Annotated in this window: 26 protein-coding genes and 1 pseudogene; 6 read left to right on the top strand and 21 right to left on the bottom strand. The window is 44.8% G+C overall.

Annotation, left to right across the window (positions count from 1 at the left end):
* Positions 1-5: 5 nt before the first annotated feature.
* The 13 genes from RG608_RS03880 to RG608_RS03820 all read right to left on the bottom strand — a co-directional run bounded on the left by RG608_RS03880 (position 6) and on the right by RG608_RS03820 (position 11094).
* Entirely contained in the window at positions 6-1553 is a 1548-nt protein-coding gene (locus RG608_RS03880) for a heme transporter CcmD (RefSeq protein WP_268687727.1), read from the bottom strand.
* A gap of 38 nt (positions 1554-1591) precedes the next feature.
* Positions 1592-1735: a hypothetical protein gene (locus RG608_RS03875; RefSeq protein WP_002899268.1), complete on the bottom strand. Its 144-nt coding sequence runs from the start codon at positions 1733-1735 to the stop codon at positions 1592-1594.
* 175 nt (positions 1736-1910) lie between these two features.
* Positions 1911-3446: a cardiolipin synthase gene (cls, locus tag RG608_RS03870; protein ID WP_268687728.1), complete on the bottom strand. Its 1536-nt coding sequence runs from the start codon at positions 3444-3446 to the stop codon at positions 1911-1913.
* 194 nt (positions 3447-3640) lie between these two features.
* On the bottom strand, positions 3641-4120 hold the full coding sequence (locus tag RG608_RS03865) for an SP_0198 family lipoprotein (RefSeq protein ID WP_268687729.1): 480 nt from the start codon (positions 4118-4120) through the stop codon (positions 3641-3643).
* Positions 4121-4177: 57 nt separating this feature from the next.
* A complete protein-coding gene (locus RG608_RS03860) occupies positions 4178-5410 on the bottom strand; it encodes a folylpolyglutamate synthase/dihydrofolate synthase family protein (RefSeq protein ID WP_268687730.1) in 1233 nt (410 codons plus the stop codon).
* Positions 5411-5585: 175 nt separating this feature from the next.
* Positions 5586-5903, bottom strand: coding sequence for a DUF1292 domain-containing protein (locus RG608_RS03855; RefSeq protein WP_268687731.1), 318 nt, complete (start codon positions 5901-5903; stop codon positions 5586-5588).
* A 24-nt stretch (positions 5904-5927) separates the two neighbouring features.
* The gene (gene ruvX / locus RG608_RS03850) at positions 5928-6347 is read right to left on the bottom strand and encodes a Holliday junction resolvase RuvX (RefSeq protein WP_268687732.1); all 420 of its coding nucleotides are present in this window, start codon (positions 6345-6347) and stop codon (positions 5928-5930) included.
* Positions 6347-6613 carry an IreB family regulatory phosphoprotein gene (locus tag RG608_RS03845; RefSeq protein WP_002894075.1) on the bottom strand — a complete coding sequence of 89 codons (267 nt, stop codon included), beginning with the start codon at positions 6611-6613 and terminating at the stop codon, positions 6347-6349. The genes ruvX and RG608_RS03845 overlap by 1 nt, the downstream gene beginning before the upstream one ends.
* Before the next feature lie 177 nt (positions 6614-6790).
* The gene (locus RG608_RS03840) at positions 6791-7333 is read right to left on the bottom strand and encodes a hypothetical protein (protein WP_268687733.1); all 543 of its coding nucleotides are present in this window, start codon (positions 7331-7333) and stop codon (positions 6791-6793) included.
* A 105-nt stretch (positions 7334-7438) separates the two neighbouring features.
* Complete coding sequence (locus RG608_RS03835; RefSeq protein WP_125434041.1) at positions 7439-8011, bottom strand: SP0191 family lipoprotein; 573 nt, start codon at positions 8009-8011, stop codon at positions 7439-7441.
* Positions 8012-8146: 135 nt separating this feature from the next.
* The gene (gene spx / locus RG608_RS03830; RefSeq protein WP_002894078.1) at positions 8147-8545 is read right to left on the bottom strand and encodes a transcriptional regulator Spx; all 399 of its coding nucleotides are present in this window, start codon (positions 8543-8545) and stop codon (positions 8147-8149) included.
* An 85-nt stretch (positions 8546-8630) separates the two neighbouring features.
* Positions 8631-9779 (bottom strand): recombinase RecA, encoded by a 1149-nt coding sequence (gene recA, locus RG608_RS03825; protein ID WP_002899282.1) that lies wholly within the window; start codon positions 9777-9779, stop codon positions 8631-8633.
* 58 nt (positions 9780-9837) lie between these two features.
* The gene (locus RG608_RS03820; protein WP_268687734.1) at positions 9838-11094 is read right to left on the bottom strand and encodes a competence/damage-inducible protein A; all 1257 of its coding nucleotides are present in this window, start codon (positions 11092-11094) and stop codon (positions 9838-9840) included.
* A gap of 270 nt (positions 11095-11364) precedes the next feature.
* Here RG608_RS03820 and RG608_RS03815 point away from each other — a divergent pair, with 270 nt between their 5' ends.
* On the top strand, positions 11365-11775 hold the full coding sequence (locus RG608_RS03815; protein ID WP_268687735.1) for a helix-turn-helix domain-containing protein: 411 nt from the start codon (positions 11365-11367) through the stop codon (positions 11773-11775).
* A 70-nt stretch (positions 11776-11845) separates the two neighbouring features.
* Here the strand turns inward: RG608_RS03815 and RG608_RS03810 are convergent.
* The 3 genes from RG608_RS03810 to ruvA form a co-directional block, all read right to left on the bottom strand.
* Positions 11846-13200 (bottom strand): IS3 family transposase gene (locus tag RG608_RS03810; RefSeq protein ID WP_308946557.1). Its coding sequence is split into 2 segments (ribosomal slippage): positions 11846-12759 and positions 12759-13200, totalling 1356 coding nucleotides; the frame shifts between segments, so codons are not numbered across the junction.
* Between the two features lie 135 nt (positions 13201-13335).
* Positions 13336-13890, bottom strand: coding sequence for a DNA-3-methyladenine glycosylase I (locus tag RG608_RS03805; RefSeq protein ID WP_268687737.1), 555 nt, complete (start codon positions 13888-13890; stop codon positions 13336-13338).
* A 9-nt stretch (positions 13891-13899) separates the two neighbouring features.
* Positions 13900-14490, bottom strand: coding sequence for a Holliday junction branch migration protein RuvA (gene ruvA, locus RG608_RS03800; RefSeq protein WP_268687738.1), 591 nt, complete (start codon positions 14488-14490; stop codon positions 13900-13902).
* A gap of 169 nt (positions 14491-14659) precedes the next feature.
* Between ruvA and RG608_RS03795 the strand changes: the two genes are divergently transcribed.
* Together RG608_RS03795 and RG608_RS03790 are read left to right on the top strand one after the other, a co-directional pair.
* Positions 14660-15166 carry a helix-turn-helix domain-containing protein gene (locus tag RG608_RS03795; protein WP_268687739.1) on the top strand — a complete coding sequence of 169 codons (507 nt, stop codon included), beginning with the start codon at positions 14660-14662 and terminating at the stop codon, positions 15164-15166.
* Positions 15150-15671, top strand: coding sequence for an RDD family protein (locus RG608_RS03790; protein WP_268687740.1), 522 nt, complete (start codon positions 15150-15152; stop codon positions 15669-15671). The genes RG608_RS03795 and RG608_RS03790 overlap by 17 nt, the downstream gene beginning before the upstream one ends.
* A 35-nt stretch (positions 15672-15706) precedes the next feature.
* Here the strand turns inward: RG608_RS03790 and mutL are convergent, their stop codons facing one another.
* The gene (gene mutL / locus RG608_RS03785) at positions 15707-17650 is read right to left on the bottom strand and encodes a DNA mismatch repair endonuclease MutL (protein ID WP_268687741.1); all 1944 of its coding nucleotides are present in this window, start codon (positions 17648-17650) and stop codon (positions 15707-15709) included.
* A 184-nt stretch (positions 17651-17834) separates the two neighbouring features.
* On the opposite strand from mutL, the gene RG608_RS03780 reads away from it, so the two are divergent.
* Both RG608_RS03780 and RG608_RS03775 read left to right on the top strand, forming a co-directional pair.
* Positions 17835-18275, top strand: a complete 441-nt coding sequence (locus RG608_RS03780; protein ID WP_268687742.1) for a LytTR family DNA-binding domain-containing protein — start codon at positions 17835-17837, stop codon at positions 18273-18275.
* Positions 18272-18742, top strand: coding sequence for a DUF3021 domain-containing protein (locus RG608_RS03775; protein WP_268687743.1), 471 nt, complete (start codon positions 18272-18274; stop codon positions 18740-18742). The genes RG608_RS03780 and RG608_RS03775 overlap by 4 nt, the downstream gene beginning before the upstream one ends.
* A gap of 48 nt (positions 18743-18790) precedes the next feature.
* Here the strand turns inward: RG608_RS03775 and mutS are convergent.
* Both mutS and argR read right to left on the bottom strand, forming a co-directional pair.
* Positions 18791-21339, bottom strand: a pseudogene (mutS, locus tag RG608_RS03770) (DNA mismatch repair protein MutS).
* 77 nt (positions 21340-21416) lie between these two features.
* Positions 21417-21854: an arginine repressor gene (argR, locus tag RG608_RS03765; protein WP_072074757.1), complete on the bottom strand. Its 438-nt coding sequence runs from the start codon at positions 21852-21854 to the stop codon at positions 21417-21419.
* Positions 21855-22154: 300 nt separating this feature from the next.
* Between argR and argS the strand changes: the two genes are divergently transcribed.
* The gene (gene argS / locus RG608_RS03760) at positions 22155-23843 is read left to right on the top strand and encodes an arginine--tRNA ligase (protein ID WP_268687745.1); all 1689 of its coding nucleotides are present in this window, start codon (positions 22155-22157) and stop codon (positions 23841-23843) included.
* Positions 23844-23874: 31 nt separating this feature from the next.
* On the opposite strand, the gene nrdI is transcribed toward argS, so the two are convergent.
* Positions 23875-24363 (bottom strand): class Ib ribonucleoside-diphosphate reductase assembly flavoprotein NrdI, encoded by a 489-nt coding sequence (gene nrdI, locus RG608_RS03755; RefSeq protein ID WP_268687746.1) that lies wholly within the window; start codon positions 24361-24363, stop codon positions 23875-23877.
* A gap of 62 nt (positions 24364-24425) precedes the next feature.
* On the bottom strand, positions 24426-24944 hold the full coding sequence (locus RG608_RS03750; protein WP_002928357.1) for a hypothetical protein: 519 nt from the start codon (positions 24942-24944) through the stop codon (positions 24426-24428).
* Between the last annotated feature and the right edge of the window lie 60 nt (positions 24945-25004).

The following is a 25004-nucleotide window of genomic DNA, read 5'->3' as shown; positions in this document are numbered from 1 at the left end:
TTTTACTACTTAAGTTGATAAAGCTTGAAATGGTCGAGTTTGAGGTCAGCTTCCTTGTAATTTTGGGAAATTAGCTGCTTCACATCTGACAGCAATTTGACATCATTGTTAACCAAAATATACTTGGGCTGACTGTTTTCCAGTCCCTTCTGAAGGCCTAGACGATTTTCAGCCGTTCCCACATACAAAGTTGGAGACAAGAGAGAGACGGCAGATAGGCGGCCGCTCTTCTGATACAGACTAGCCGAGGTATCCCAAGCATAGATAGTGTCCCCGTCCTTGGTCTTTTCCTTAATATACTGAGCCGCTTTACTTCTTTCAGCAGAGACACCGCTGGAAAGGATATACTCATTCACCAAAGGATAGCCAATCAGATAAAAAATGGCTAAGAGTGGCAAAAAGAACTGGCCCGAGAGATAGGAAGTCCACATCGTAGGACGACGGCGATCTCGACGATGACGCCCTGGTGCCTGCTGCTTGCCTTTACTGAACCACAAAGCAAAAAGAATCATAGCAAAAGGCAGGGCAGGAAGCAGTTGATAGCTGCCTTGATCTGGCAGGATAAAAGCCGCAAAGACAGTAATGAAGAGCCCTAGCAGACCGATAAAGCGCAAGACGCGCAGGCTGGTTGCTTGCCCCTTTTCCCTTGAAAAGAGATTGATACCCAAAGCAGAAATGAAACCTAGACCGACCGTCAGCAAGCCATAATAAACCAAATTAGAAATACTATGACTGCCAATCAAGCTGATGGAATCCCAAGCATAGGTCACCTGACTGATAGCCTGGCCAAAGGTTCGATTAGCAACAGTAAAGTAGCCGATAGGATAAAAAATCACTGAGAAGCCAAAGAGACCAGCTAAAAGCTGATAGAATCCTCGAGCCGCACGCTTGGCTGCGATATTGTAGACCAAAAGCACCAGAGTAGTCAAAGAATAGAAGACTAGGCTGGAAACCGGATCAATCATAAAAGCGAGGGCTCCAAAAGCTCCATAGACAATGAACTTTTCATCCTTGATTGAATCCTGCAGATAGCGCACCCAAAAAGATAGATTCCAAAAAATAAAGGGCAGAACAAAAATACTAGAGTAAAGGCCGCCAAATCCAAGGGCAAAGACTAGCAGGTAAAAGAGCAGCAGGAGGCTGCGCGATAGATCTTGTTTAGGCTGTAAGAGCACCAAGGTCTTGTGCAGAAAAAGTCCGGCCAGCCAAAGAGCCAGCGTCTGAAAGACCATCCACAAAAGCTGGCCAAAAGCCAGGCTGCTGGTCCAAGCCATAAGATAGTAAAGCAGGCCACTAGTTCCATATATTTGCGAATAAGGCACCTGCCCCTGAGTCATGGCCCAACCGGCATAAAGATTCTGACTTTGTAAATTCGTTGCTAGATTGGTCAAAAAAGGATTGACCACACTCAGCAGGCTGATAGCCAAACTGCACAAGAGCGTCAAAAAATAGGGCGTCGGCTCTGGCTTGATAATTTTTTGCTCAGACCTTTCAGCCCTAGTCAGCTGCTCCTCTGAAACCTCTAAAACTTTTTCTTCCGTTGTATCATGCATATAAAATATTCTCCTTGATATCAGTCCCATCTAGTATATCAAATTCCTGTCCTCCTGTCAGCTTTCTCTTGACCCTTCTTCTGAGCATTATAGCTTCTAGCCAGCTCCTCCAATTCCCGAAAACAGCGATATTCTCTCGTTTCATAAGCAAGCGGCTGACTGGAAATTTTCTCCATTGTCATCTTAAAAAATTCCTTTATTTTTTACATTCGTAAAAACAGAGCAAAAATCCGTCCCCGTATAAAAGCGAAAATGACAAAAACATCTCAACACGATTAGAAAAAGTACATGCAAAAAATCTGAGACTTCCACCTCAGATTTTCTGTATATTGCTGCAGAACTTGCCCACCTCTGGCATTAGAGCATGGGTGCAAAGAGCTGCATGATTTCTTTGATAAAGCGACGATACCAGCTGCTATCGAGATTTTCAGGAAGAATTTCCTCAGAAGCCTCAAAAATTGCTTCAAAATCTTCCTTGATAGCTGGGATACTCTCCGTATGGTACATCAGGACTGCATTTTCATAGTGGTGCACCAGACTGCGGTAGTCAAAGTTAATTGTCCCTACCACAGCAAATTCATCATCAGCCACCACGTTCTTACTGTGGATAAAACCTGGTGTGTACTCAAAGATCTTAACCCCTGCTTCCATCAGATCCGGATAGGCTCCGCGAGTGACAATCTGAATCAGCTTCTTATCCGGAATGAAAGGAGTCACGATGCGGACATCCACTCCCCGCATAGCAGCATTCTTGATATCCTCCGTCAGGTCATAGTCAATAATCAGATAAGGCGTGGTAATGTAGACATAGTCCGTAGCCTGACTGATGATATTTTGATAGACCGTTTTGCCAACCTGACCCTTATAAATAGGCTTAGGCCCGCTACCATAGGGAATGTAAAGCCCTTTGCCTTCGACAGCTTTATTTTCCAGATGGTACTTGTCAAAGTCTGTGATTTCCCCGCGGTTGATGTACCAGTTCATGAGAAAGAGTCGCGTCAGAGCCTTGACTGCCCGACCTTCCAAGCGCACACCGCCATCTTTCCAGTGGCCAAAACGAACAATATGATTGATATACTCGTCGGCCAGATTGATGCCGCCAGTATAGCCAACCTGACCGTCAATGACCAAAATCTTGCGGTGGTCACGGTTGTTGTAGGATACCGTCATTCGCGGAATCACCTTGTTAAACCGATAAGCCTCAATGCCCATCTTGCGCAGCTTACGGGTATAATCGCCCGGCAAAGTGGCCATGCAGCCAATATCATCGTAGAGCAGTTTGACTTCAACGCCCTGAGCAGCTTTTTCGACCAAGATTTCCAGAACACTGTCCCACATCAGCCCTTCATCGATGATATAAAATTCCAGAAAAATGAATTTCTCAGCAGCCCGCAGGTCAGCCAGCATGGCCTCAAACATCTCCTCACCGATGGGAAAATAGCGAGAAGCTGTACCGTCATAGACATCCGCATTATTGTCCATACTCAGCAGCGACTTGATAATACCATAGGCTGACTTGTTTTTCTTTTTCAGCTGGACACGAAGATCGTAGCTGTTGTCCTCACGAAATTTCATAGAGTCCATATTTTCCAGCTGAATCATTTCCTTTTTAGACAACCGTCGCTCACCAAACATCAGATAGAGCAGGAAGCCAAATACGGGTACCACAGCAATCAGGAGCCAAGTCACCTTGCTCTCAGGCGGCATATTGCGGTTGACAATCGCTAAAATAGTCCCAATATACAAGAAAACAATCATCGCTACTGACAGCCAGTTGGGTGCATTCTCATTAAAATAGAAGAACGCAACAAAGACAAAGACCAGCTCCAGCAGCATAATAATGATGCTGAAACCGTATTTTGACATTAATAAGCGGAATTTCCTGAAAGTCATACACTCTCCTATCTCATTGCATATATTCTAGTATAGCAGTAAAACTGCCTTAAAACAACGTTTATATCACTGCAAACTGTATTTCTGGTGGATGAAAATTCAAGAATATCATTTAAACACCGCTATCCTTATAATTTCACCGCTAAATTACGGCCGATAAAAATAAAAGCCCTATTCAAGACAGGGCTCTTTCATCATTGTTTTGTAAAGACCAGTGTGTCATCATCATAAGGCTCTTGGGAAAGGTCCTCGATAGTCAGCTGATTGCCCTCAATGCGATAGCGCTTGACATCATCTCCAATGACCATAGTCTGGTTGGTCGCATCAATTTGAACCTGTTCAATTTCCTGCTCACCATCCGCCTCGACCTTGGTCAGCTGGCCAGTAGTTCCTGAAATCTGCAAGGTCAGCTGATCGCCTTCATGACTTGTCTGATAGCTTCCATCCAGCTCGCCATTGGCTGCTTGCTCAGAAGAGGATGCTGAAGCAGATGTGCTGCTATCGACAGCACTAGACGAGCTAGCTATCGACGAAGACTCTGCTGGCTTGCTGGAAGCGACTGACTGAGACTGAGAGGAAGGTGCCGTCTGGTTCTGATTAGAACCGCAAGCTGCCAAGGCCAAAATAGCCGCAGCAGTTAGACCTGAAATCATTAACTTTTTAGAAATTGCCATAGTATTCTCCTTTTTCTTCTGTCTTTATTGTACCAAAGCGGGACTCTGGCGGTCAATTTATAAACTTGTCAAATAAGCTCTGACTTCTGCAACAAAATAGAGAGAGCCCGTAATGAAAAGCAGCTGATTATCATTTTGCCTCTCCTTAAAATTCTGAATAAGCTGCCGATAATCCTCTATGTAGAAGAAGCCTTCCACTTCAGCTTGACCAAGGGAATCTCCATCAGAAAAGGAAGTAACCGTCAGCTGAACATCTGGCAGAGCCTCTCGCAGATAAGTCAGCATAGCGCTATAGTCCTTACGCTTGAGAGCACCGAAAAGAAGCTGGCACTCTTTGTCAGGCTGACTCTGGATGAACTCTACTAACCTCTCCAGCGCAGGAAGATTATGGGCCCCATCTAGATAAATACCTAGACCGGCTTCTTCCAAACGCCCTGCCCAACGAGTCTCCTGCAAGGCTGTCCGAATCCTAGCAGAATATATTTCCCAGCCCTGCTGCTGCATGAAGAGCAGGAAAGCCTGCAGGGCCAGCGCTGCATTTTCCTCCTGATAGCCCCCCTTGAGGCCCAGTTCAAGATTGGATAGGGTCATAGTCGAATTGGAAAAAATCTGATTTGCCAGAGAAAAATCGCAACCATACTGATAGAGTTCTATTCCCAGCTCCTGAGCTCGCTGCTCACAAACCAATCGCGCTTCTTCTGGCAGCGGTCCGATGACCGCTGGCCGCCCCGGCTTGAAAATCCCTGCCTTTTGCTCCGCAATCGCCGTCAAGCTCCTTCCCAGAGTCTCCTGATGGTCCAAGCCTACAGAGCTGATGACCGCAATATCTCCTGTAATGACATTGGTCGTGTCCAAGAGTCCGCCAATCCCCACCTCAATCAAAGCCAAATCCACTTCCTGCTCCTTGAAATAGAGAAAGGCAATCAAGGTCAGAATTTCAAAATAGGACAGCTGGTCATGGCTTTTAAGCAGTTCTTGCTCCATCTTTTGCACCTCTTGACCCAGACGGATAAAGTCAACCGAAGCAATCGGTTGGCCGTTGATACAAATCCGATCATGAATACTAATCATGTGGGGCGAGGTGAAACTTCCTGTCTTGCGACCATGCCCCGCAAACAGCTGACGCATAAAAGCAATAGTAGAACCTTTGCCATTTGTACCAGTTACATGAATCGTTGGATAGTCCCTCTCAGGATTCCTCAAAAGAGCTACTGCCTGCTGCATCCGCCCTAGACCCGAACGAAAGTTTAGCCCAATTCGGCTGTTCAGCCATTCTTCAATTTCATTCATTTTCTTACCCAAAAAAGAGCAGCGAAGCAGAATTCAAATCTGAATTGCAACTCGCTCCTCTTTCTAATGTTTATGATACGAGATAGAAAATAGCCGAGCCTTGGCTACTTCCTTCATCTGTCAAGTTTAGCTAGCTTTTCGCCCACACTTGTCCATTTCTGGAAATGAGACTAGGTCACTCTTGCTCTTCCATAAAACTGTTGAAGACTTCTTCAATCATATCCCATTCAGCATCTGAGTCTTCTGGGATTGGCTGCAGGTCACCTTCTGTGCCATCTTCATTTTCAGTAAAGGAATAGGCTTGAATTTCTACCTCACCGTTCTCATCTTCTTCCGCATTAGCCGGAATCAAAAGAACATAATTCTTGCCAAACTCTTCCTTACCATCAATGGTCAAAAGAATTTCAAATAAAGTTTCGTTCCCCTGCTCGTCAACCAAGGTGATTAATTCACGCTCTTCATGCTCGTGGTCATGGTTATGATCATGTGTCATACTAGTGTCTCCTTCATTTCTTTTCTAAAAATTTCGATCCAGATAATTCTGCAAAATCAGCTGTGCGGCTAGCTTATCAATAACTTTCTTGCGCTTGCTGCGGCTAATATCCGCCTGCTCCACCAACATGCGCTCAACAGCCACCGTTGTCAGACGCTCATCCTGATAGTCAACCGGCAGACCAAACAGCTCAGCAACCCGCTGGCCATAAGCCTGACTAGCTTCCACTCGAGGCCCGCTGGTATTGTTCATATTCTTAGGCAGGCCGATAACAAACTTATCAACCTTATACTCTTTCACCAGCTCGCCCAAGCGCTCTAGGCCGAATTCGCCCTTTTCTTCATGAATCGAAATAATCTCCAGTCCTTGAGCCGTAAAACCAAGAGGATCACTAATGGCAACCCCAACCGTTTTTGAGCCCACATCTAATCCCATAATTCTCATTAGAGATCGACGCCTTGTCCTTTCAAATAATAACGAACCAACTCCTCAACAATCTCATCGCGCTCGTATTTACGGATTTGATTGCGGGCATTGTTATAGCGAGGTACGTACGCAGGATCACCACTGAGTACGTATCCCACGATTTGATTGATTGGATTGTATCCTTTTTCATTGAGCGACTTGTAGACATCGGTCAAAGTCTCGCTAATTTCCTTTTTATTTGAATCATCGAGATTAAAACGTACTGTTTCATCTGTAAATCCCACAATTACACCCTCTTTCTTTAGAATATCCCTATTATAGCATAATTATAGGCTTTTCACAAATTTAATTCACCCGAATTCTCCTAATTTTTCAATAAGCTTTAGCTAATATTTATCCGAAGTCTGGCTCTGAAATCCAGCAAAAATCCAGCTCTCTTCAGAGAACTGGATGGAAACTTCCTAATTTGAAGACGGTACTTCCACACCGTCGCTTCCTTTAAACTTGTTCAGCAATTCTTCTGGACTCAGGGTCTCGATTTGCTCAAACAGCTGCGCATAGTTTGGAAGCTTTTTGGCTGCTTCGTAGTCTAGATTCTCAGGATCGATAGTCATCTCCAGAGAAATCTCTTCCGCTGTCATATCTGTTTTCAAGTCAAGACCGGTTATATTCACTGCTTCTTTCAGACCAAGCGCTTCCTCGATCAAAGACAGCATTTCTTTCTTTACGGTGGAAACATCCTGTTTTGACAGAGCTTCCTTGATGTTGTCAGGAATAGCCTTGCTGACATGCAGGATAACCTTCTCATACTTCTGTCCGCTGTAGCTGACGGTTAAGATTCTGGTTTCTTTTCCATGTTCTAATTGCTTCTCAGTTTTATAGGACTTAGTGACAATATCTCCTTTTCCAGCCCCTCCCTGTGAGGATGAACTGCTATTTGACTGCTGACTGCAAGCTGTTAAGATTGCCAAAGCTGTCAGCAAAAAGACAATTAATTTTCTCATGTCTTATCTCCTTCAATATTGAACTGATTTTATCATATCATTATAAAAACGGCGCTGTCAAACTGATTGTCACTCTGTCATTAAAATGTAATAAAAAAGAGCAGCTTATTTCTGCTCTTCTGCTCCATTCATCAGGAGATTGTTGATGTATTCTTCTGGCGTCAGCTTAATCATTTCTTTGAGCTTGAGATTTTGAAAATAAGGCATAGACGCTGCTTTTTCGATATCCAAACTCTCAAAGTCATAGGTGGAAGTCATTTTCAGCTCGTTCTCATTCAAAATTGTCACTGAACCGCTGAAGCCTTGAAGTCCACGAGCCTGCACATAGTCTGCATCCTGCTCCAGTGACTCATTGAGCGACTTCTGCGCTTCCTCCAGCCCCATTTGCTTGATGGCTTCTTTCATCTCATCATCAGTCGTAGTCAGCCTTTCAATGACCAAGCGTTTAAAATGCTCTCCCTGATAAGTCACCGTCTGACTCTGCTGGTTTCCTCGTTCATCCTTTGGAAAAACAAGCGTTCGAGTAATCACTTCCTGCTGCTTGGCATTATCAATGATAGGCAGATTATTGCTGATTTCTTTCTTGTCAGCCGCATTCGAATTCGTCTCTGTCTTTTTATGTCCACAGCCTGCTAGCAGTGCCACACTCAATCCCAGTCCTACTAAAATTTTCTTCATCTTCCATCCTCCTCAGAGATATTGTATCACAGTTCTGCCCCTTGTCAATCCATCCAGTCGCCAAAGCCCTCTGTCAACCCGAACCAAAAGAAGAGCCGAGATTCTCTTCCCGACTCTTTCAGTTATATTCAAAGATTAGAGAGCTGCCCGCAGACGAGCTTCTGCATTTTCAACATTGCGAACAGAACGTGGCAGAAAAGCACGGATATCATCTTCTTTGTAACCAACTTGGAGACGTTTATCATCCACTAAGATAGGACTTTTCAAAATACGCGGGGTCTCCATGATGATGTCAAGAACTTCGTTGACACTCAACTCTTCAATGTCAACACCCAAACCTTTAGCATAGCGGTTTTTTGATGAAACAATGCTCGCGATACCATTTTCTGTTTTGGTTAAAATATCCAGAAGTTCCTCTTTGGTGATGCCTTCTTTGCCTAAATTTTGTTCTTTATAAGTTAATTGATGAGCGTTTAGCCAGGTTTTTGCTTTTTTACAACTAGTACAACTTGAGACAGTATAGATTGTGATCATGTAAGTACTCCTTTCGCTACACGATACTAATATCGTAGTCTATTATATCACAAAAACCATCGGTCTTGCGACCTATTTTGCAAAATTACTCTTCAATTTCGATGGCATCGTCCAAATCTAGAGTCACTTCTTCCAGCGTTTCTACTGGGCTGTCAGCCTTATTGCCAACCGCTTCTGCCATATCGTCTCCATCAATCAAACCGTAGCGGACACGAACCTGACGGTCAATTTCATCAAAGACTTCTGGATGATCAGCCAAGTACTTCTTAGCATTTTCAGATCCTTGGCCGATTTTTTCATCATTGTAGGAGTACCAAGCACCAGCTTTTTTGATGATATCCAAATCAGTCGCAATCTTAATTAGCTCACCTGTCTTAGAAATGCCTTCTCCGTACATGATTTCTACGAAGGCTTCTTTGAATGGCGGAGCTACCTTATTTTTAACGACCTTGATCTTGGTTTCTTTACCAACATTGGTATCCTTCTCATCACCCGTTCCCTTGATTTGAGTATTGCCACGGACATCCAAACGGACAGAAGCATAGAACTTCAGTGCACGGCCACCTGGTGTTGTTTCAGGATTACCAAACATAACGCCAACTTTTTCGCGCAGCTGGTTAATGAAAATCGCAATCGTCTTCGTTTTGTTGATAGAAGCAGACAGCTTGCGCATCGCCTGGCTCATCATCCGAGCCTGCAAACCAACGTGACTGTCACCGATATCGCCATCGATTTCTGCACGTGGTACCAGGGCTGCAACTGAGTCCACAACCACCAAATCCACCGCACCTGAGTCAATCAGCTTGCCGGCAATTTCCAGTCCCTGTTCCCCAGAGTCCGGTTGGGACAGCAGCAACTCATCAATATTGACACCCAGAGCAGCCGCATATGACGGATCCAAAGCATGCTCAGCATCGATAAAGGCTGCGATACCACCTTCTTTTTGCGCTTGAGCAACAGCGTGAAGCGCAACGGTTGTCTTACCAGAAGACTCCGGACCATAGATTTCAATAATCCGTCCCTTAGGGTAACCACCAGCACCAAGGGCAATATCCAAGGCCAAAGAGCCAGAACTCATAACTTGAACCTTTTGCTCTGCCCGCTCGCCAAGACGCATAATGGCTCCCTTACCAAAATCCTTTTCAATGTTTTTAAGAGCATTATCCAAGGCTTTTTGGCGCTCATCGCCGAATTTCTTTGAGATTTCGTCTAGTTTTTTTTGTTTCTTTGCCATTTATTTCTCCTGTTTTTTCTAAAATGTCTTTTGGCCATCTTCGTCATTATACCAAAAATCAGCTATTTAATAAAGTTTTTCGTACTAGGTTGAAGGCGTGTAGAACAGCAATTTTCCGCACATCACGCCGACTTCGTCCAGCAATATTGACCTTAATAGTTTCTGTTCCAGCAGCACTAGCTAAGCCGATAAAAACAGTCCCTGCTGGATGGTCTTCCAGCGAATCTGGACCAGCCACACCTGTCAGACTGACAGCTAAGTCGCTTTCGGTCAGCTTTCTAGCCTGCTCTGCCATTTTCCCAGCCGTAAAAGCTGAAACGACACCGTGCTTCTCCAGGTCTCCCAACGGAATATCCAGCATCCGGCTCTTTTCCTCCATGCTGTAGGTGACAAAGCCACCTGAAAAAATGGAAGAGGCTCCAGCAAAATCAGCCAAGGTCGCCTGAAAGAGCCCTGCTGTCAGACTCTCCGCTGCCGAAATCGTCTTCCCTTGACTCTTCAGCAAGTCAAAAGCCACCTGTGCCAAGGAATTGTCATCCCCGTAACCATAGAAAATCTCTGACAGTGACTGTCCCTCAAAAGTCTTATGTACCAAAATTTCCTTTTCCACAGCCTCAAACTTGGTGTCGGCTTCTGCCTGACTCAGAGCCTTGGTGGACAGTCGCAGGGTAACTTCCCCTGTCTTTGCATAAGGAGCAATGGTGGGGTCACTCTGCTGCTCAATCATCTTGGACAAAATAGTCACTAGCTGACTCTCACCGATACCAAAGAAACGCAGCACCCGTGAATACAGTTTTTGACCTGTGGATAAGAGGGGAACTAGCTCGTTATTGACCATAGGCTTGAGCTCACTAGGCGGGCCAGGCAGGACTACATAGGTCACTCCGTCTGCTTCTAACAAGCCTCCGACAGCTAAGCCGGTCTCATTTGGCAACGGAGTCGAGCCTTCGACCAGCTGGGCCTGACGCTCATTGTTGGGCGTTCGAGCATAATCTGGCCGGCTAGCAAAAAAGCGGTCCAGCTTTTCCACAGCTTGTGAGTCAAAATTGAGCTCGCGCTCTAAGAATTTAGCCAAGGTTTGCTTGGTCAAATCATCCTCTGTTGGGCCCAAGCCTCCTGTCAGGATAATTAGATTACTGCGTCCTTGAGCAATTTCCAAAACAGAGAGGAGACGATTTTCATTGTCCCCTACTGCTGTCTGAAAATAGACATCAATCCCCAGACTCGCCAGTTTTTCAGATAAAAATTGGGCATTGGTATTGACAATCTGACCGGTCAGAATCTCAGTGCCCACAGCAATAATTTCTGCTTTCATAGAACCTCCTACCTTACTATTCGGAATTGGCTTTATTTTATCACAAAAAATCTTAAAAAAGTTGATTTTCATTTCAGGAAATAAAAAGAGCTGTCAAGTTCCTTGACAAACTTGTCAACATGCTGTGGAAAACTTTTAAGAATGACTGGTGTTATGTAGAATAACTAGATTGTTAGGGAAATGCTATTGGCAAATGGTTTCATTATTTTTATAATAAAGATGAAAAAAGGAAATCATCTAAATACTGTTATTTGAAGAAAGGAGATCATCATGAAAATTTCACAAGTTCTCAAAGATATTCGTCAACAAAATCAACTCTCTCAGGAGGCTTTGGCAGAAAGACTCAAGGTTTCCCGATCCGCCATTGCCCGCTGGGAAAGCGAAAAAGGTATCCCGGATATTGGAAATCTCATAGCCATCAGTCGGGAGTTTGATATCAGTCTGGACACACTCATCAAGGAGGATGAGCGCTTGGAGAAAAAGGTCATCGAAGACAGCAAGGCTAAGAAATGGCATTATCTAGTCATTCTCTACCTTTTTTCCATCTTGGTTTATATTGGTGTCTTTGCTTACTTGCACCATATCTTTATGGCTGGCTTCCTCATCTCTACTCTCTTCATGCTCTTTTACGAGCTGCGCATCTTTATCAAGGAAAAGATTTGGAGGCAGAAAGGAGAGTAAGGATATAAAGAGAATAACAAAAAACCTAGAGGTCTGGAATGTACTGACCCCCAAAAGTTGGACAAATAATTTAAGCGAAGGATTTAGTTCTGTATTGCACAGGGCTAAGTCCTTTTAGTTTGACTTTGATTCGTTTGTTGTTGTAGTAATCAATGTAGTCCACAATAGCTTGTTCAAGGTCTTCTAAAGACCTAAAGTGCTTCTCATAACCGTAAAACATCTCCGATTTCAAAATACCAAAGAAGGACTCCATCATGCCATTGTCTGGGCTATTGACCTTACGTGACATGGATGGCTGAATTCCCTTATTCTCTAGAAACCGATGATAAGAATCATGTTGGTATTGCCAGCCTTGATCGCTATGGAGAATAGTATGCTCGTAGTGTTTCTCTGTGAATGCCTGTTCCAACATTGTTTTTACTTGTTCTAAATTAGGCGAAGTAGAAAGATGATAAGCGATAATTTCGCTGTTAAAGCCATCCAGAACAGGGGATAAATAGAGTTTCTGCGTGCTATTAGGAATGGCAAACTCCGTTACATCTGTGTAGCACTTTTCCATTGGTTTTGATGCTTCAAACTGGCGTTGAATGAGGTTATCAGCCTTCTTTCCAACTTCTCCGTGATAAGAGGAATACTTACGCTTACGACGAATACGAGCGCTTAGTCCCATGCCTTTCATCAAACGCTGAACCTTCTTATGATTCACTACAAAACCACGATTTCTGAGTTCGAGAGTTACTCTACGATAGCCATAATTTCCTTTATGCTCACTATAAATTGCCTGTATTTCAGCTCTGATACCTTGATTTTTATCATCGCTCCTACCCAGCTGTTTCAAGTGGTAGTAGTAAGTTGAGCGAGGCAAGTCAGCCGTTTCAAGAAGTAAATCTAGTCGAAATCCTCCTGAGACCATCTCTCTAACTGTCTCTGCCTTTCTCACTTCAAGGCTTCGTCCCGGTCTTCCAGCTCTTTTGACTTTTTTAGGTAAGCTACCTCGGTACGTAAGCGTTCATTCTCCTCTTGAAGTCGCTCAAGTTCAGTCATTTCTTCCCATGTTTTCTTACGTTTACGTCCCATTTTAGATGGCCTCCCTCTTGTTTTCTCAACAATAGTATACCCGTTTTTCTTGTATTGTGCCAGCCAATTAGAAAGCACTCCACGATTCGGAAGGCCAAATTCAAGAGAAACACTCAGTTGCGAACGACCTGCAATTAAAACTTCACCCATCATTTCTTGTTTTAATGCAGGAGAGTAATAGCTGTTCTTCCCTTTTTTAACAATCTCTGATCCATAACGATCCATCAATCGAATCATGTATTGAAGGTTAGAAATAGCTACCCCAAATCGATTTGAAAGCTGTTTGAAGCTTTGCCCTTGTTTTCTGAGTTCATAGATTTGAACTTTGTCCTCATATGCTAATTTCATTTAATTATGGTCAATAAGGAAATGAAGCAGATAATTCAGCCATTTTTGACCAATAAGCTGCAACCCTCTGCCTATAAATAGAATTGAATATATAGAGAGAGAAAAATGAGTTGAATTTTTCTTGTTTTCATCATTCTACTTCCAGTCACAATCATTTTCATGATCATTGATAAGTCCAGCTGCTTCTAGGAATGAATAGACACAAACAGGACCGACAAACTTGAAGCCTTGCTTTTTCAGCGCCTTGGACATGGTTTCTGATAGCTCTGTTTTAGTTGGGGCTTCCTTATAGTTCAAAATTTCATTGTCAATCGTTTTGAAACCGACAAAGGACCAGATATAGTCATTAAAAGAGCCAAACTGCTTTTGAACAGCCAAAAAAGCTTGGGCATTGTCCCTAGTCGCATAAATTTTCATCTTGTTACGGATGATGTCAGGATTGTCCAACAAACCATCCAGATCTGTATCCGTCATCTGAGCAATTTTCTGGGCATCATAAAAATGAAAAACTTCCCGAAAAGCCTGACGTTTATTCAGAATGGTCTCCCAAGAAAGTCCGGCCTGATAGGTCTCCATGCAGAGCAATTCAAATAATTTCTGATCATCATGGAGGGGCTTGCCCCACTCCTCATCATGGTAGGCTACATACAAGGGGTTGTTCATTTTTACCCAGCCGCAGCGTTTGGTCATAGCTTACTCCTATTTCACTAACATCTTGAGAGCTGACTTGATATAGTTTTCAGCTGTGTCAGTTGTTCCTTCAAAGAATTTCTTGATTTTCTTAAGCTCAGCAGCTTTGTAGCCCAAAGCCAGCATGGCTTCCATGGCTTCCTCCAGCTCCTGATTATCCACAGTCTGGACGGGTGCCTTACTTTCTGCCGAACCATCCGCAGCCACTACTTTGCCCTCTAAGTCCAGCACCATCTGCTGGGCTGTCTTCTTGCCAATTTTAGGAAACTTGGTCAGGTAGGTGATGTTTTTCTGCTCAATGGCCTGTACCAAGCCAGCATTATCATCAGCCGCAATAATTGCCAGAGCAGACACAGGGCCAATACCTGAGACTGAAATCAAGCTGAGAAAGAGTTGCTTCTCTTCCTCGGTTGCAAAGCCGTATAAGAGTTCCGCGTCTTCTCTTACCACCTGGTGAACATAGACCTTGGCTTCCTGATGAAGATGACCTGAATAAGCATAGGGGTTGGCCACATGAAGAATATAGCCGATAGAGTTGACTTCCAATACGATGTACTTGGCTGTAATTTTACTGATGATTCCTTTAAAATATTCGTACATAATCTTCCTTCTTTTTGTATCATTTTGCCTATCTAGTATATCATATTTTCTATCTGGAAACTGCAAATAGAAGTGCAACCGGTGGTTGACAAAATGTACAGGAAGCTGTATTCTCAAGATGACTAAAAGCTGTTAGGATAGAGTTAGCAAAGAAAAGGAGGCTGCGAACATGAAGCTCGCCGATAAATTATTTGAACTAAGAAAAGAAAAAGGCTGGTCACAAGAAAAACTGGCTGAACAAATCAATGTCTCTCGTCAGAGCATTTCCAAGTGGGAGTCTAGCCAAGCGATGCCAGAGCTGGAAAAAATTGTAGAGCTGAGCAAGATTTTCCAAGTGACGACAGATTATCTGCTTTTAGAAGACGGCGACAAGCCAGAAATAAAACCCGTCCTCTCAGAAGACGAAAAAGATCGCTACTACAAGGAAGTAAAATCTTATGGCTTCTGGCAGGTTCTGTATATTTTTGTATCAACCTTGGCTATCTTTCTCTTCTTCGCAGGTTCTAGCTTTCCAGCAAAATTCACTGCTCTGGTCTGGTTGAGCTTTTTCCTCTTAATCGCATCAGCAATGGCTATTAACAAGGCGCTAAAAATTAAGAAAAATTACTTGGACAAGGTTATAGGCCTTGATGAGGATTCTAAGAAAGAAGGTGCTAAAGATGAAACTAAAAACTGACAATCCCATACCTGTCAAAACTCGTCTGAAAGAACTCTTTGGCGACTGGCTCTTCATCTCAGGCTACCTCATTGCTCTTTTTTTACTAGCTATGGGCTTTTATAATCTGGTTCTAGGAGGCATTCCTGTATTCACTGAAGCCCAGAGTCAGCTTCTGGCTTTTTCTACCTCAGTCTTACCTCTAACTATCATCTTTGCTTGGCTAGACTATAGAAAAGGCAGTTTTGGCAAGCGTTGGGCAGGTTTACAGTTGGTTTACAAGCATAGGAGCCTTGCCCACAGCCTTTTGCGCTCTGCCATCAAGTTTTTCCCTTGGCAGTTGGGACATATGGGAGCTATCCGTAGTGCTTATCAAGCAGATGATTTGTCAATTTTCTTATCAACTTCAGCAGGGATTCTCTTCTTGATTTTTCTGCTGATGGGACTGCTTCGTAAGGACAAACGCCATCCAGCTGATTTGCTTGCTGGAACACAAGTTCAGCTCAAAAATTCAAAACAGCTCTAGTTCGATGACTAGGGCTGTTTGATCTTCTATACAGTTTAGTATTTCCCCAACTCCCGCAGGCTAGTATGATTTTCCTGAATGCGACGGAACATTTTTTCCATATCCGACTTGGTAAAGTTGACCAAGACCGGCCGTCCGTGTGGACAGTTGTAAGGATTGTCACACTGGGACAGCTGAAAGAGCAAGTCACGCGCAGAGTAGTCATCCAGACTGTGATTGGCCTTGATGGAGCGTTTGCAGCTCATCATAATGGCTAGCTCTGCTCGATATTTCTTGATGGAAACTTCCTTGGTCAGGAGAAGCATATCACACATCTCATAGATGCCGGCCTCAATCTCCTCTTCCTTGAACCAAATGGGATGCTCACGGAGGATAAATTGATTGGCTCCGTACTCTTCTAAAAAGATGCCAGCGTCTTCTAACAGCTCCATCCGCTGCTTGATTCGCAGCATATCGTCCGCTGGAAATTCAAAGATATAAGGCACCAAGAGCTGCTGCTGGCTATTGTCCACATCCCCAATCTTCTCCCGATAATACTCATACTTGACCCGCTCTTGAGCAGCATGCTGGTCAATAATGTAAAGACCGCCCTTGCCCTGAGCAAAGAGATAAGTACCATGCATCTGGCCGAAATATTCTAACTCTGGGAAGCTTGACTTCTCTTCCTGTTCCAACTTATCCACAGCCCGCTCCAGACTAGCCTGATCTAGCTCTGGATGGTCTAGTTGGTCATAGCTGGCAGGCTTTCTCTCTGCAAATTTGACCGAAGTCGGTTGCGGTTCTGATTTTTCATCTGTCGCCTGATGAACAGGCTCCGCTGACTCTTCAAAGGATAGCTGCTGCTCGGCCACCTGCGGCTTGAGGAAGAAGTCATTCTGCTCCTTATCGTAGTAGAAGCGATTTTCTTTAAGTGGGAGACTGGTCTGTTCGGGCTTAGCCGCGCGCTTAACAGTTGATTTGGCAAGATTTTCCAAAGCATCCGGGATAAGGTCCTGCTCCTTGAGACTGGTCGCAATGGCTTGCGAAATCAAGGCCATGAGTTCGCGTTCTTTAGAAATCCGCACCTCTTGCTTGGTCGGATGGACATTGACATCGGCCAGATAGGGGTCAATCTGGATATTGATGACCGCTAGTGGAAAGCGGCCTACCATAAGCTTGCTGCCGTAGCCGTCCAAAATAGCACGATTGAGCAGGAAATTCTTAATATAGCGGCCGTTGATAAGGATCGTAATATAATTCCGATTCGCGCGAGTCAGCTCAGGCAGACTGACATAGCCGCTCACCTCAAAGTCCAGATCTGAAGCCGAGATTTCCACCATTTTCTTAGCTGTTGCCAGACCATAGATGCCCGCAATAGCTTGACGCAGATTGCCACTGCCGGCAGTCCGTGTCATTTCTCGGCTGTCACTGATAAGGGTGAATGCTACTTCCGGATGGGCTAGACTGAGCCGATTAATCACATCAACGATATGAGACAGCTCAGCCTGCTGGCTCTTCATATACTTGAGCCGAGCTGGAGTATTAAAGAAGAGATCTTCTATCTTGATTTTCGTTCCCACTGGACTGCTAGTAGGCTCATGCTCTTCTATCTCACCGCCTTGGGCAACCAGCAGAGTTGCGTGCTGGCCGGCTTCCGTCGCTGTCTCAATAGTAAAACGCGAGACAGAAGCAATGGAAGGAATGGCCTCACCACGGAAACCCAATGTCCGAATCCGAAAGAGATCCGCCTGCTTCTTGATTTTACTGGTAGCATGGCGTCGAAGGGCCAGAGGGACATCTTCGTGGTCAATGCCCTCGCCATTGTCCGTCACTTGAATACTCTTAAGTCCAGCTTCTTCGATTTCGATAGTAATCTGACTGGCACCCGCATCAATTGAATTTTCCACCAGCTCCTTGACCACGCTGCTAGGCCGCTCAATGACCTCACCGGCCGCAATCTGATTGGCTAGAATTTCTGGAAGTTCGATAATTTTTGACATCATTTTCTCCGTATTTGTTCTGCTATCTATTATAACACATTGGGCTCTTTCTATCAGAAGGCAGCCTTTTCTCAACCACTCTGCTCACCCTTCAAACCATATAGACACAAATAGCTGCCACATAGGCAAAAGGGCTTGTTTTCTCCGCTGAGTTGCGGTTTAATAAAGGTGAAAGGAGGGAGCTATGAAAGTTAAACTAAGAATCGATTCTCAAATTACCGAGGACTCCGTCAGCATTGAGGCTCGCCTCATGACTGAAAGCATTCAGGAATTGGTCCACTTTGCTCAACATCTAGGCAAAGAAGACAAGATTCATGTCAAGAAAGAAGACGAAATTCACTTACTAGACGCTAAGGAAATCCACCGAATCTATACAGAAAATCGTCAGGTTCGGGTCCGAACGGCAAAAGACAGCTATCGAGCTCAACAAGCTCTTTATCAATTGCTGCAGGTTCTGCCGGACTATTTCCTGCAGATTTCTCAGTCGGAGATTATCAACAGCCAACAAATCAGCCACCTCAAGCTGACTCCAAATGGTCTGATTCAAATATTTCTGAAAAACGGCGACCAGACTTACTCGTCCCGCCGCTATCTCAAATCTATCAAAGAAAGGTTGCAATTATGAAAACTCGTCTTAAAGAACTCTTTTTCGGAGGAATTGGAGGGATTTTCCTCGGTCTCTTCTTCTCCATGATTGTTTCTTATTTTTACAATCCAGCTTATCTACCGCTTCACCCTCGCTCTCCTATCGGCCACTTCTTTTTGAGCCAGCATGTCCATGTTTCTCTCATCATGCTCTACTGCATGCTTATCTGGTTTATCATGGGAGCTATTTTCAGATGGAGCGGAAGCTTCTTCCAAAGAGACTGGAGCATCCTGCGCTCCATCGTCAGCCACTATGGTGTGATGATTCTGACCTTTGCACTGTTGGCTAATCTAGCTGGATTTTTCCCAAGAGAAAAAATACTCAGCCTGACACTGACTGCCGTCGGGGAATTCACCCTTATCTATCTAATTATTTCAGGCGCCATCTATTACCACACCTACCGTAAAATTCAAAAGATCAATAGCGGTTTGTCTAGCAAATCGTGAGAAACAAAAAGAGCAGACTTGAGGCATTAACAAGTCTGTTCTTTGTTTTTACAACTTTTTCTTGAGCTCGGCTACCGCCGCCATGACTTCAAGGGGAGTCATATTATAGATGTCCAAGTCTCGGAGTTCAGTCAGGGCTGGATTTTCCGATCCTTCTGCGAAAAGAGACATCTGCTCAGCCACTCGTGGCTGCTTCGGTCTGGATGCAGCAGGAAGCTCTGAGCCTAGTCCTGTATCCTGACTTTCCAAATGACTCAAAATGCTATCCGCTCGCTCCAGCAATTTCTCAGGAAGTCCGGCAATCTTCGCCACATGGATTCCGTAAGACTTATCAGCCGGACCCGGCTCAATCTTATGCAGGAAAGTCACCTGTCCGTCCTTTTCCAAGGTTGCCACATGGACATTTTCCAAATGCTCCAAACTATCCTCCAAGGCTGTCAGCTCGTGATAGTGGGTGGCAAAGAGGGTCTTGGCCCCAGTATAATGATGAATATGCTCGATAATAGCCTGAGCTAGCGCCATCCCATCGTAAGTCGCCGTCCCACGGCCCAGCTCATCAAAGAGGATGAGCGAACGATCGCTGGCCTGCCGAATGGCCCGATTGGCCTCCATCATCTCCACCATAAAAGTGGACTGGCCGGACACCAAATCATCCGCTGCGCCGATGCGAGTGAAAATCGCATCGAATAGCGGCAGACTGGCAGACTGAGCGGGCACATAAGATCCATCTGTGCCATGATGACGATGATAGCCAACTGGCGCATATAGGTCGATTTCCCGCTCATATTAGGCCCGGTAATCAGCTGGATGTCCGTTTCCTGATCTAGCAGAATACTATTTGGAATGTAGCTTTGGGCACCCATGACCTTTTCCACAACAGCATGCCGACCTTTTTCAATCTGCAGACGGCGCTCCGCAGTAAAGACAGGGCGCACCAAATGCAGTTGTTCTGCCACCGCAGCAAAGCTCTGCAAGACATCTACAGCTGCCAGCGTTTGTGCCAAGGCCTGCAAGCGCTGGATGTATTTGCCAGCTTCCTCGCGAATCCGCATGAAAATCTCGTATTCCAGATTAGCAGATTTTTCACGCGCCTCCAACATCTCTCCCTCAATCCGGGCCAACTCCTCCGTTCCGAAACGCTCCGAATTTTTCAGGGTCGCCTTGCGGAAGAAATGACTAGGCACATGAGCCAGCTGAGAATTGGTCACGTGGAAATAGTAACCATCTTTTTTGTTGTAATCAATCTTCAGATTGCTGATGCCGCTGTTGGCACGTTCTTTGACTTCCAGCTCTGCAATCCATCCGGTCCCCTCCCTCAGCACAATCCGATACTGATCTAAGGTCTCATCAAAACCAGTCCGAATGATATTTCCCTCGGTGATGATATGAGGTGCATCCGGTGAAATAGCTGAGCTAATCAAGCCTGCCAACTCTGGAATAGGATCCAATCCCTCAATCAAACGAGCTAGATGCGGGCTGCCGATTCCTTGCAAGATAGCCTTAATCTGAGGCACATTGCCCAATGTTGCTGCCAGCTGCAGCAGATCTTTAGGATTGGTCTTGCCAAAAGAAACCCGACTAGCCAGCCGCTCGATATCATAGACTCCCTTGAGGCTTTCTGTCAAATCACTTCGCTCAAAGAAATGATCCAGAAAGACCTCGACGACATTCTGCCGCTGGATGATTCGCGCTTCATCAATCAGCGGACGCTGAATCCAAGAGCGCAACATGCGACCGCCCATAGCCGTCTTGGTCTCATCCATCAGCCAATAAAGACTGCCGTGCTTCTTGCCCGAACGAGCATTTTCTGTCAAATCCAGACTCGCCTTGGTAGCATAGTCCATTTGCAGAAAGTCCTTGATTTCATAATGCTGAGCCTTCTTCAAATGGCTGAGCTCCCTCATCTGAGTCCGGTGCACATACTCAAGCAATTTCCCCGCTGCCTGACGTTCCATAGGAGACAGCTCCTCGCCCAGCAGCTGGACATCGTCCAAGGCCGTCTGTACATAGGACAGTAAAAGATTCATCTGTCCAGCCAAGACCTGCTCCTCAACTTCTGGCAAGGCATAGCCCAGCACCACTTCCCTAGCCTTCAAATTGCGGATTTCCCCGCAGACCAAGGCAAAATCCTCTAGACTGGTCACCTGAAACTCACCGGTCACCAAGTCCATATAAGCCAGACCATAGAGGCCCTCTGAGTAATCCAGAGCCACCAGAAAGTTATTCGCAGAGTCCGGCTTACTGGAGTCCACCACCGTCCCCGGCGTGATAACCTGAACGACCTCCCGCTTAACAACTCCCTTGGCTTCTTTGGGGTCTTCCATCTGCTCCGCAATTGCTACCTTATAGCCTGATTCAACCAAAACATCAATATACTGCTGTGCCGAATGATAGGGAACTCCAGCCATGGGAATGGGATTTTCTGCATTTTTATTACGGCTGGTCAAGGAAATCTCTAAAATCTGGGCGGCATTGACCGCATCATCATAAAACAACTCATAGAAATCCCCCATCCGAAAGAGCAAGAAAGCATCTGGATAGTCCTTTTTGATATCCAAATACTGCTGCATACCTGGCGATAACTTGTCTACTGCCATCTCTATCCTTTCTAAAAACAAACGAGGTCAGGACTTCCGTCTCAAACCTCTCCATCTTTCCTGAAAAACTGTGATTCTTACATCACTTCCTGTATTTGCTCTTCAATCTCCTGAGCAGCTGCCTGATCCCGGCAAACCACTAAAAGAGTATTAGCACCCGCAACAGTTCCCAAAATACGGCTATCCAGCGAGCTATCGACGACATTGGCCAGCACTGTTGCTTCGCCCAGCTCAGTACGAAGAACCAGACTAAACTCGGCTCTGGCTACACTCTCCACATGCTTGGCTAAAAACTCTATCAAATCAATCTCTTCGGTCTCATGCGCCAAAACATAATAAGTCAGCCCCTTCTTCTTAACCTTGGTCAGGCCAATTTCACGGAGGTCACGCGACAGGGTAGTCTGCGTTACATAAATCCCTTGCGCTTCTAGGCGATCCTGAATCTCCTTTTGCGTTCCTAGCTTTTCTTCCTTAATCATCGTTTTTACTAACTGATGACGATCATTCTTTCTCATTTTTACCTCATTATTGAATAATTAGAAGCTGCATTCATGAAGGGAACTTCAACGGACAAAAGACTGCTTCTCCATCAATCTAGGCAAAGATTTGCAGGAATACTGAGAATAAACAAAAAACTTTAACGAAGAGTGACAGGGAAGGAAGCATTCAGATGGAAAGCCCATCTATAAATACAGGTTCTTATCCCTCTTATTATATCAGAAAAATTCCTATTAGCCCAAAAATTATTCCCAAAAAAATTGAAGAATCCTTGAAAAATGTGATAAAATAGTAACAAAAGACACAAAGGAGCAGATATGGATAACAAACAGTTGATTGCCGGCGAATTGGCCAAGGTTATTGACAGCCTTGATCAAGACGCTATTTTAAATTTATTGGAGCAGCCAAAGAGCTCTGAACTTGGTGATATCGCCTTCCCTGCCTTTTCTCTGGCAAAGACTGAGCGCAAAGCTCCTCAGGCTATCGCTGCTGACATCGCTGAAAATATTGACACGGCGCATTTTGATAAAGTCGTTGCGACTGGGCCTTATGTCAACTTTTTCCTCAGCAAAGCTGAAATTTCTGGCCAAGTTATCAAAGAAGTCATCAAAGACGGAGCTGACTACGGCCAGCAAAACGAAGGAAATGGGGAAAATGTCACCATTGACCTATCCAGCCCAAACATTGCCAAGCCTTTCTCAGTCGGCCACTTGCGCTCTACTGTTATCGGTGATGCTCTTTCCAACATCTTCCGCAAGATTGGCTACAACACCATCAAAATCAACCACTTGGGAGACTGGGGCAAACAGTTCGGCCTCCTGATGGTAGCTTATAAGAAGTGGGGAAGCCAGGAAGCTGTTGAAGCCAACCCTATCGACGAGCTCCTCAAACTCTATGTGCGTATCAATGCTGAGATTGAAAACGACCCATCTCTAGATGACGAAGGCCGCCTTTGGTTCAAGAAGCTGGAAGACGGCGACCCAGAAGCGACTGAGCTCTGGCAATGGTTCCGCGACGAAAGTCTGATGGAGTTCAACCGTATCTACGAACTCCTAGGTGTCGAATTTGACAGTCTAAACGGTGAAGCCTTCTACAACGACAAGATGGACGAAGGGATTCAAATCCTCGAAGAAAAAGGGCTCCTAGAAGAATCCAAAGGAGCTAGCATTGTAGACTTGGAAGACTTCAACCTTCCGCCTGCTATGATTAAAAAATCAGACGGTGCTACCCTCTACATCACACGGGATATCGCAACAGCCATCTACCGGGCTCGCACTTATAACTTTGTCAAAAATGTCTATGTTGTAGGTCAAGAGCAGGCCAACCACTTCAGACAGCTCAAGGCTGTTCTGAAAAAGATGGGCTTTGACTGGAGCGATGACATGATTCACGTTGACTTTGGTCTAGTGACTAAGAACCGTCAAAAACTGTCTACACGTAAAGGAAATATCATCCTTCTCGAACCAACTCTGCTGGAAGCTATCAGCCGGGCAAAAAGCCAGATTGAAGCTAAAAACCCAGATTTGGAAAACAAGGAAGCTGTTGCTCGTGCAGTTGGGGTTGGGGCAGTTAAGTTCTACGACCTCAAAACTGACCGCCGCAATGGTTACGACTTTGACCTGGAAGCTATGGTTTCCTTCGAGGGAGAAACAGGCCCTTACATCCAGTATGCCTATGCTCGTATCCAGTCTATCCTGCGCAAAGCTAACTTCCAGCCAGATGCAGAGGCTACATACAGCCTGAACGATCCAGAAAGCTGGGAAATTATCAAGCTGCTCCAAGACTTCGGTCGCGTTGTCAAACGGGCTGCTGATAACTATGAGCCATCTCTGATTGCCAAATATGCTATCAGTCTGGCTCAAGCCTTTAACAAATACTATGCGCACACACGGATTCTGGACGAAAGCCCTGAGCGCGACAGCCGTCTGGCTCTCAGCTACTCAACAGCTGTTGTCCTCAAAGAAGCTCTGCGTTTGCTGGGAGTAGAAGCGCCAGGAAAGATGTAAGCTTGATTTAGAACATCAAAAAACGAAAACCTCACTGGTTTTCGTTTTTTTCAATGTGATAGAGCTCTTCAATAATGCCCGCAACCTTCTTAATGTCTCCCAACATGCCGCGCATTTCAAAATCAGCCAAAACTGGAAAACCAAAGCGCTCTGAGTATTGCTTGGCTGTCAGACAGTATTGGTTGTTAAAGTTACGATTGCCGCTGCCAATGACGCCCAGACACTTGCTGGCATTCTGACCATAGGCGATAAAGTCCCCCACATCGGTTGTCAGAATTTCTACATCGCCATTGTCCACACCATTGCCGCCCTCCAGATAAGTCGGCAGAAAAGCGATAAAAGGATTGCCCATTTCAAAAAAGGGCTGCCCTTCCTTTACCAGGTCTTTGATATGAATCTTCTCTACCTCTAGGCTTGGATGCTGCTCCAGCAAATAGTCTGTCAGCCGACGGACAAAACTCTCTGTATTGCCGCTCAAGCTGATGTAAACCAAGGAAACCTTTGTCATCTTATTCTCCATTCTAAAAAATAACAGATATTGCTTCTTAAAATTGTAAGCACTTATCTGTTATTTGTCAAATCTTATTCATTTGCAGCTAGTTCTGCTTTTTCAGCCTCTTTTTGCTGCTGGACTAGCTTAAAGATGACGATGGAAAGGAAGATTAGACTAATGACTACTGAAAGGAGGATGGAGAAATTCAGCCCCGTCATCTGTGCCGAAAGAAGAGTTGAGTCTGAAAAAGAAGAAGCTATAATTCCCTTTGATACCACATAAGCATAGGCTGTCGAAATCAAGCCCACAAGAACATCGGCAATGTAGATAAGATTGGCCTTAAATACATCTTTCCTAAAAAGGAAGAAAAGAGCCACTATTAAGAGAATGATGTGCCCGTAAAAAAAGAAATTATTGGCTAGCGAATTCGCCACTTCAGCACTCTTGCTAAAATAAGTTGCATACTGGGATTTTGCTGGTTCTTCTATCTGCTTAAGAATGCTTTTCACTCCAGCATCAGAAGAAGTGAACTTGCTAAAAAGTCCCCACAAGGTTCCTACGGTTGACAAGCCCAGCAAAACATAAAGATAAATTGGTTTCTTTTTCATGAACGCCTCCTGTAAAGAAATATTTTCACTTATTATACACCGAAAAGAAAAAGCTGACAA

The organism is Streptococcus sp. IsoGale022 (assembly GCF_031142805.1).
GTDB classification, from domain to species: domain Bacteria; phylum Bacillota; class Bacilli; order Lactobacillales; family Streptococcaceae; genus Streptococcus; species Streptococcus sanguinis_A.
Note: the sequence above shows the minus strand (reverse complement) of the source record. Positions and strands in the feature narration are given on the sequence as shown.

Excerpts from the sequence above, each read along its gene's own strand:
- nrdI (WP_268687746.1), bottom strand. The coding sequence starts at position 24,363 with ATGGAGAATAAGATGACAAAGGTTTCCTTGGTTTACATCAGCTTGAGC.
- ruvX (WP_268687732.1), bottom strand. The coding sequence starts at position 6,347 with ATGAGAATTATGGGATTAGATGTGGGCTCAAAAACGGTTGGGGTTGCC.
- cls (WP_268687728.1), bottom strand. The coding sequence starts at position 3,446 with ATGACTTTCAGGAAATTCCGCTTATTAATGTCAAAATACGGTTTCAGC.
- RG608_RS03875 (WP_002899268.1), bottom strand. The coding sequence starts at position 1,735 with ATGACAATGGAGAAAATTTCCAGTCAGCCGCTTGCTTATGAAACGAGA.
- argR (WP_072074757.1), bottom strand. The coding sequence starts at position 21,854 with ATGAGAAAGAATGATCGTCATCAGTTAGTAAAAACGATGATTAAGGAA.
- RG608_RS03840 (WP_268687733.1), bottom strand. The coding sequence starts at position 7,333 with ATGAGAAAATTAATTGTCTTTTTGCTGACAGCTTTGGCAATCTTAACA.
- spx (WP_002894078.1), bottom strand. The coding sequence starts at position 8,545 with ATGATCACAATCTATACTGTCTCAAGTTGTACTAGTTGTAAAAAAGCA.
- RG608_RS03780 (WP_268687742.1), top strand. The coding sequence starts at position 17,835 with ATGAAAGTTAAACTAAGAATCGATTCTCAAATTACCGAGGACTCCGTC.
- argS (WP_268687745.1), top strand. The coding sequence starts at position 22,155 with ATGGATAACAAACAGTTGATTGCCGGCGAATTGGCCAAGGTTATTGAC.
- recA (WP_002899282.1), bottom strand. The coding sequence starts at position 9,779 with ATGGCAAAGAAACAAAAAAAACTAGACGAAATCTCAAAGAAATTCGGC.
- RG608_RS03880 (WP_268687727.1), bottom strand. The coding sequence starts at position 1,553 with ATGCATGATACAACGGAAGAAAAAGTTTTAGAGGTTTCAGAGGAGCAG.
- RG608_RS03775 (WP_268687743.1), top strand. The coding sequence starts at position 18,272 with ATGAAAACTCGTCTTAAAGAACTCTTTTTCGGAGGAATTGGAGGGATT.
- RG608_RS03820 (WP_268687734.1), bottom strand. The coding sequence starts at position 11,094 with ATGAAAGCAGAAATTATTGCTGTGGGCACTGAGATTCTGACCGGTCAG.
- RG608_RS03795 (WP_268687739.1), top strand. The coding sequence starts at position 14,660 with ATGAAGCTCGCCGATAAATTATTTGAACTAAGAAAAGAAAAAGGCTGG.
- RG608_RS03815 (WP_268687735.1), top strand. The coding sequence starts at position 11,365 with ATGAAAATTTCACAAGTTCTCAAAGATATTCGTCAACAAAATCAACTC.
- RG608_RS03865 (WP_268687729.1), bottom strand. The coding sequence starts at position 4,120 with ATGGCAATTTCTAAAAAGTTAATGATTTCAGGTCTAACTGCTGCGGCT.
- RG608_RS03855 (WP_268687731.1), bottom strand. The coding sequence starts at position 5,903 with ATGACACATGATCATAACCATGACCACGAGCATGAAGAGCGTGAATTA.
- RG608_RS03805 (WP_268687737.1), bottom strand. The coding sequence starts at position 13,890 with ATGACCAAACGCTGCGGCTGGGTAAAAATGAACAACCCCTTGTATGTA.
- RG608_RS03790 (WP_268687740.1), top strand. The coding sequence starts at position 15,150 with ATGAAACTAAAAACTGACAATCCCATACCTGTCAAAACTCGTCTGAAA.
- mutL (WP_268687741.1), bottom strand. The coding sequence starts at position 17,650 with ATGTCAAAAATTATCGAACTTCCAGAAATTCTAGCCAATCAGATTGCG.
- RG608_RS03860 (WP_268687730.1), bottom strand. The coding sequence starts at position 5,410 with ATGAATGAAATTGAAGAATGGCTGAACAGCCGAATTGGGCTAAACTTT.
- ruvA (WP_268687738.1), bottom strand. The coding sequence starts at position 14,490 with ATGTACGAATATTTTAAAGGAATCATCAGTAAAATTACAGCCAAGTAC.
- RG608_RS03835 (WP_125434041.1), bottom strand. The coding sequence starts at position 8,011 with ATGAAGAAAATTTTAGTAGGACTGGGATTGAGTGTGGCACTGCTAGCA.
- RG608_RS03750 (WP_002928357.1), bottom strand. The coding sequence starts at position 24,944 with ATGAAAAAGAAACCAATTTATCTTTATGTTTTGCTGGGCTTGTCAACC.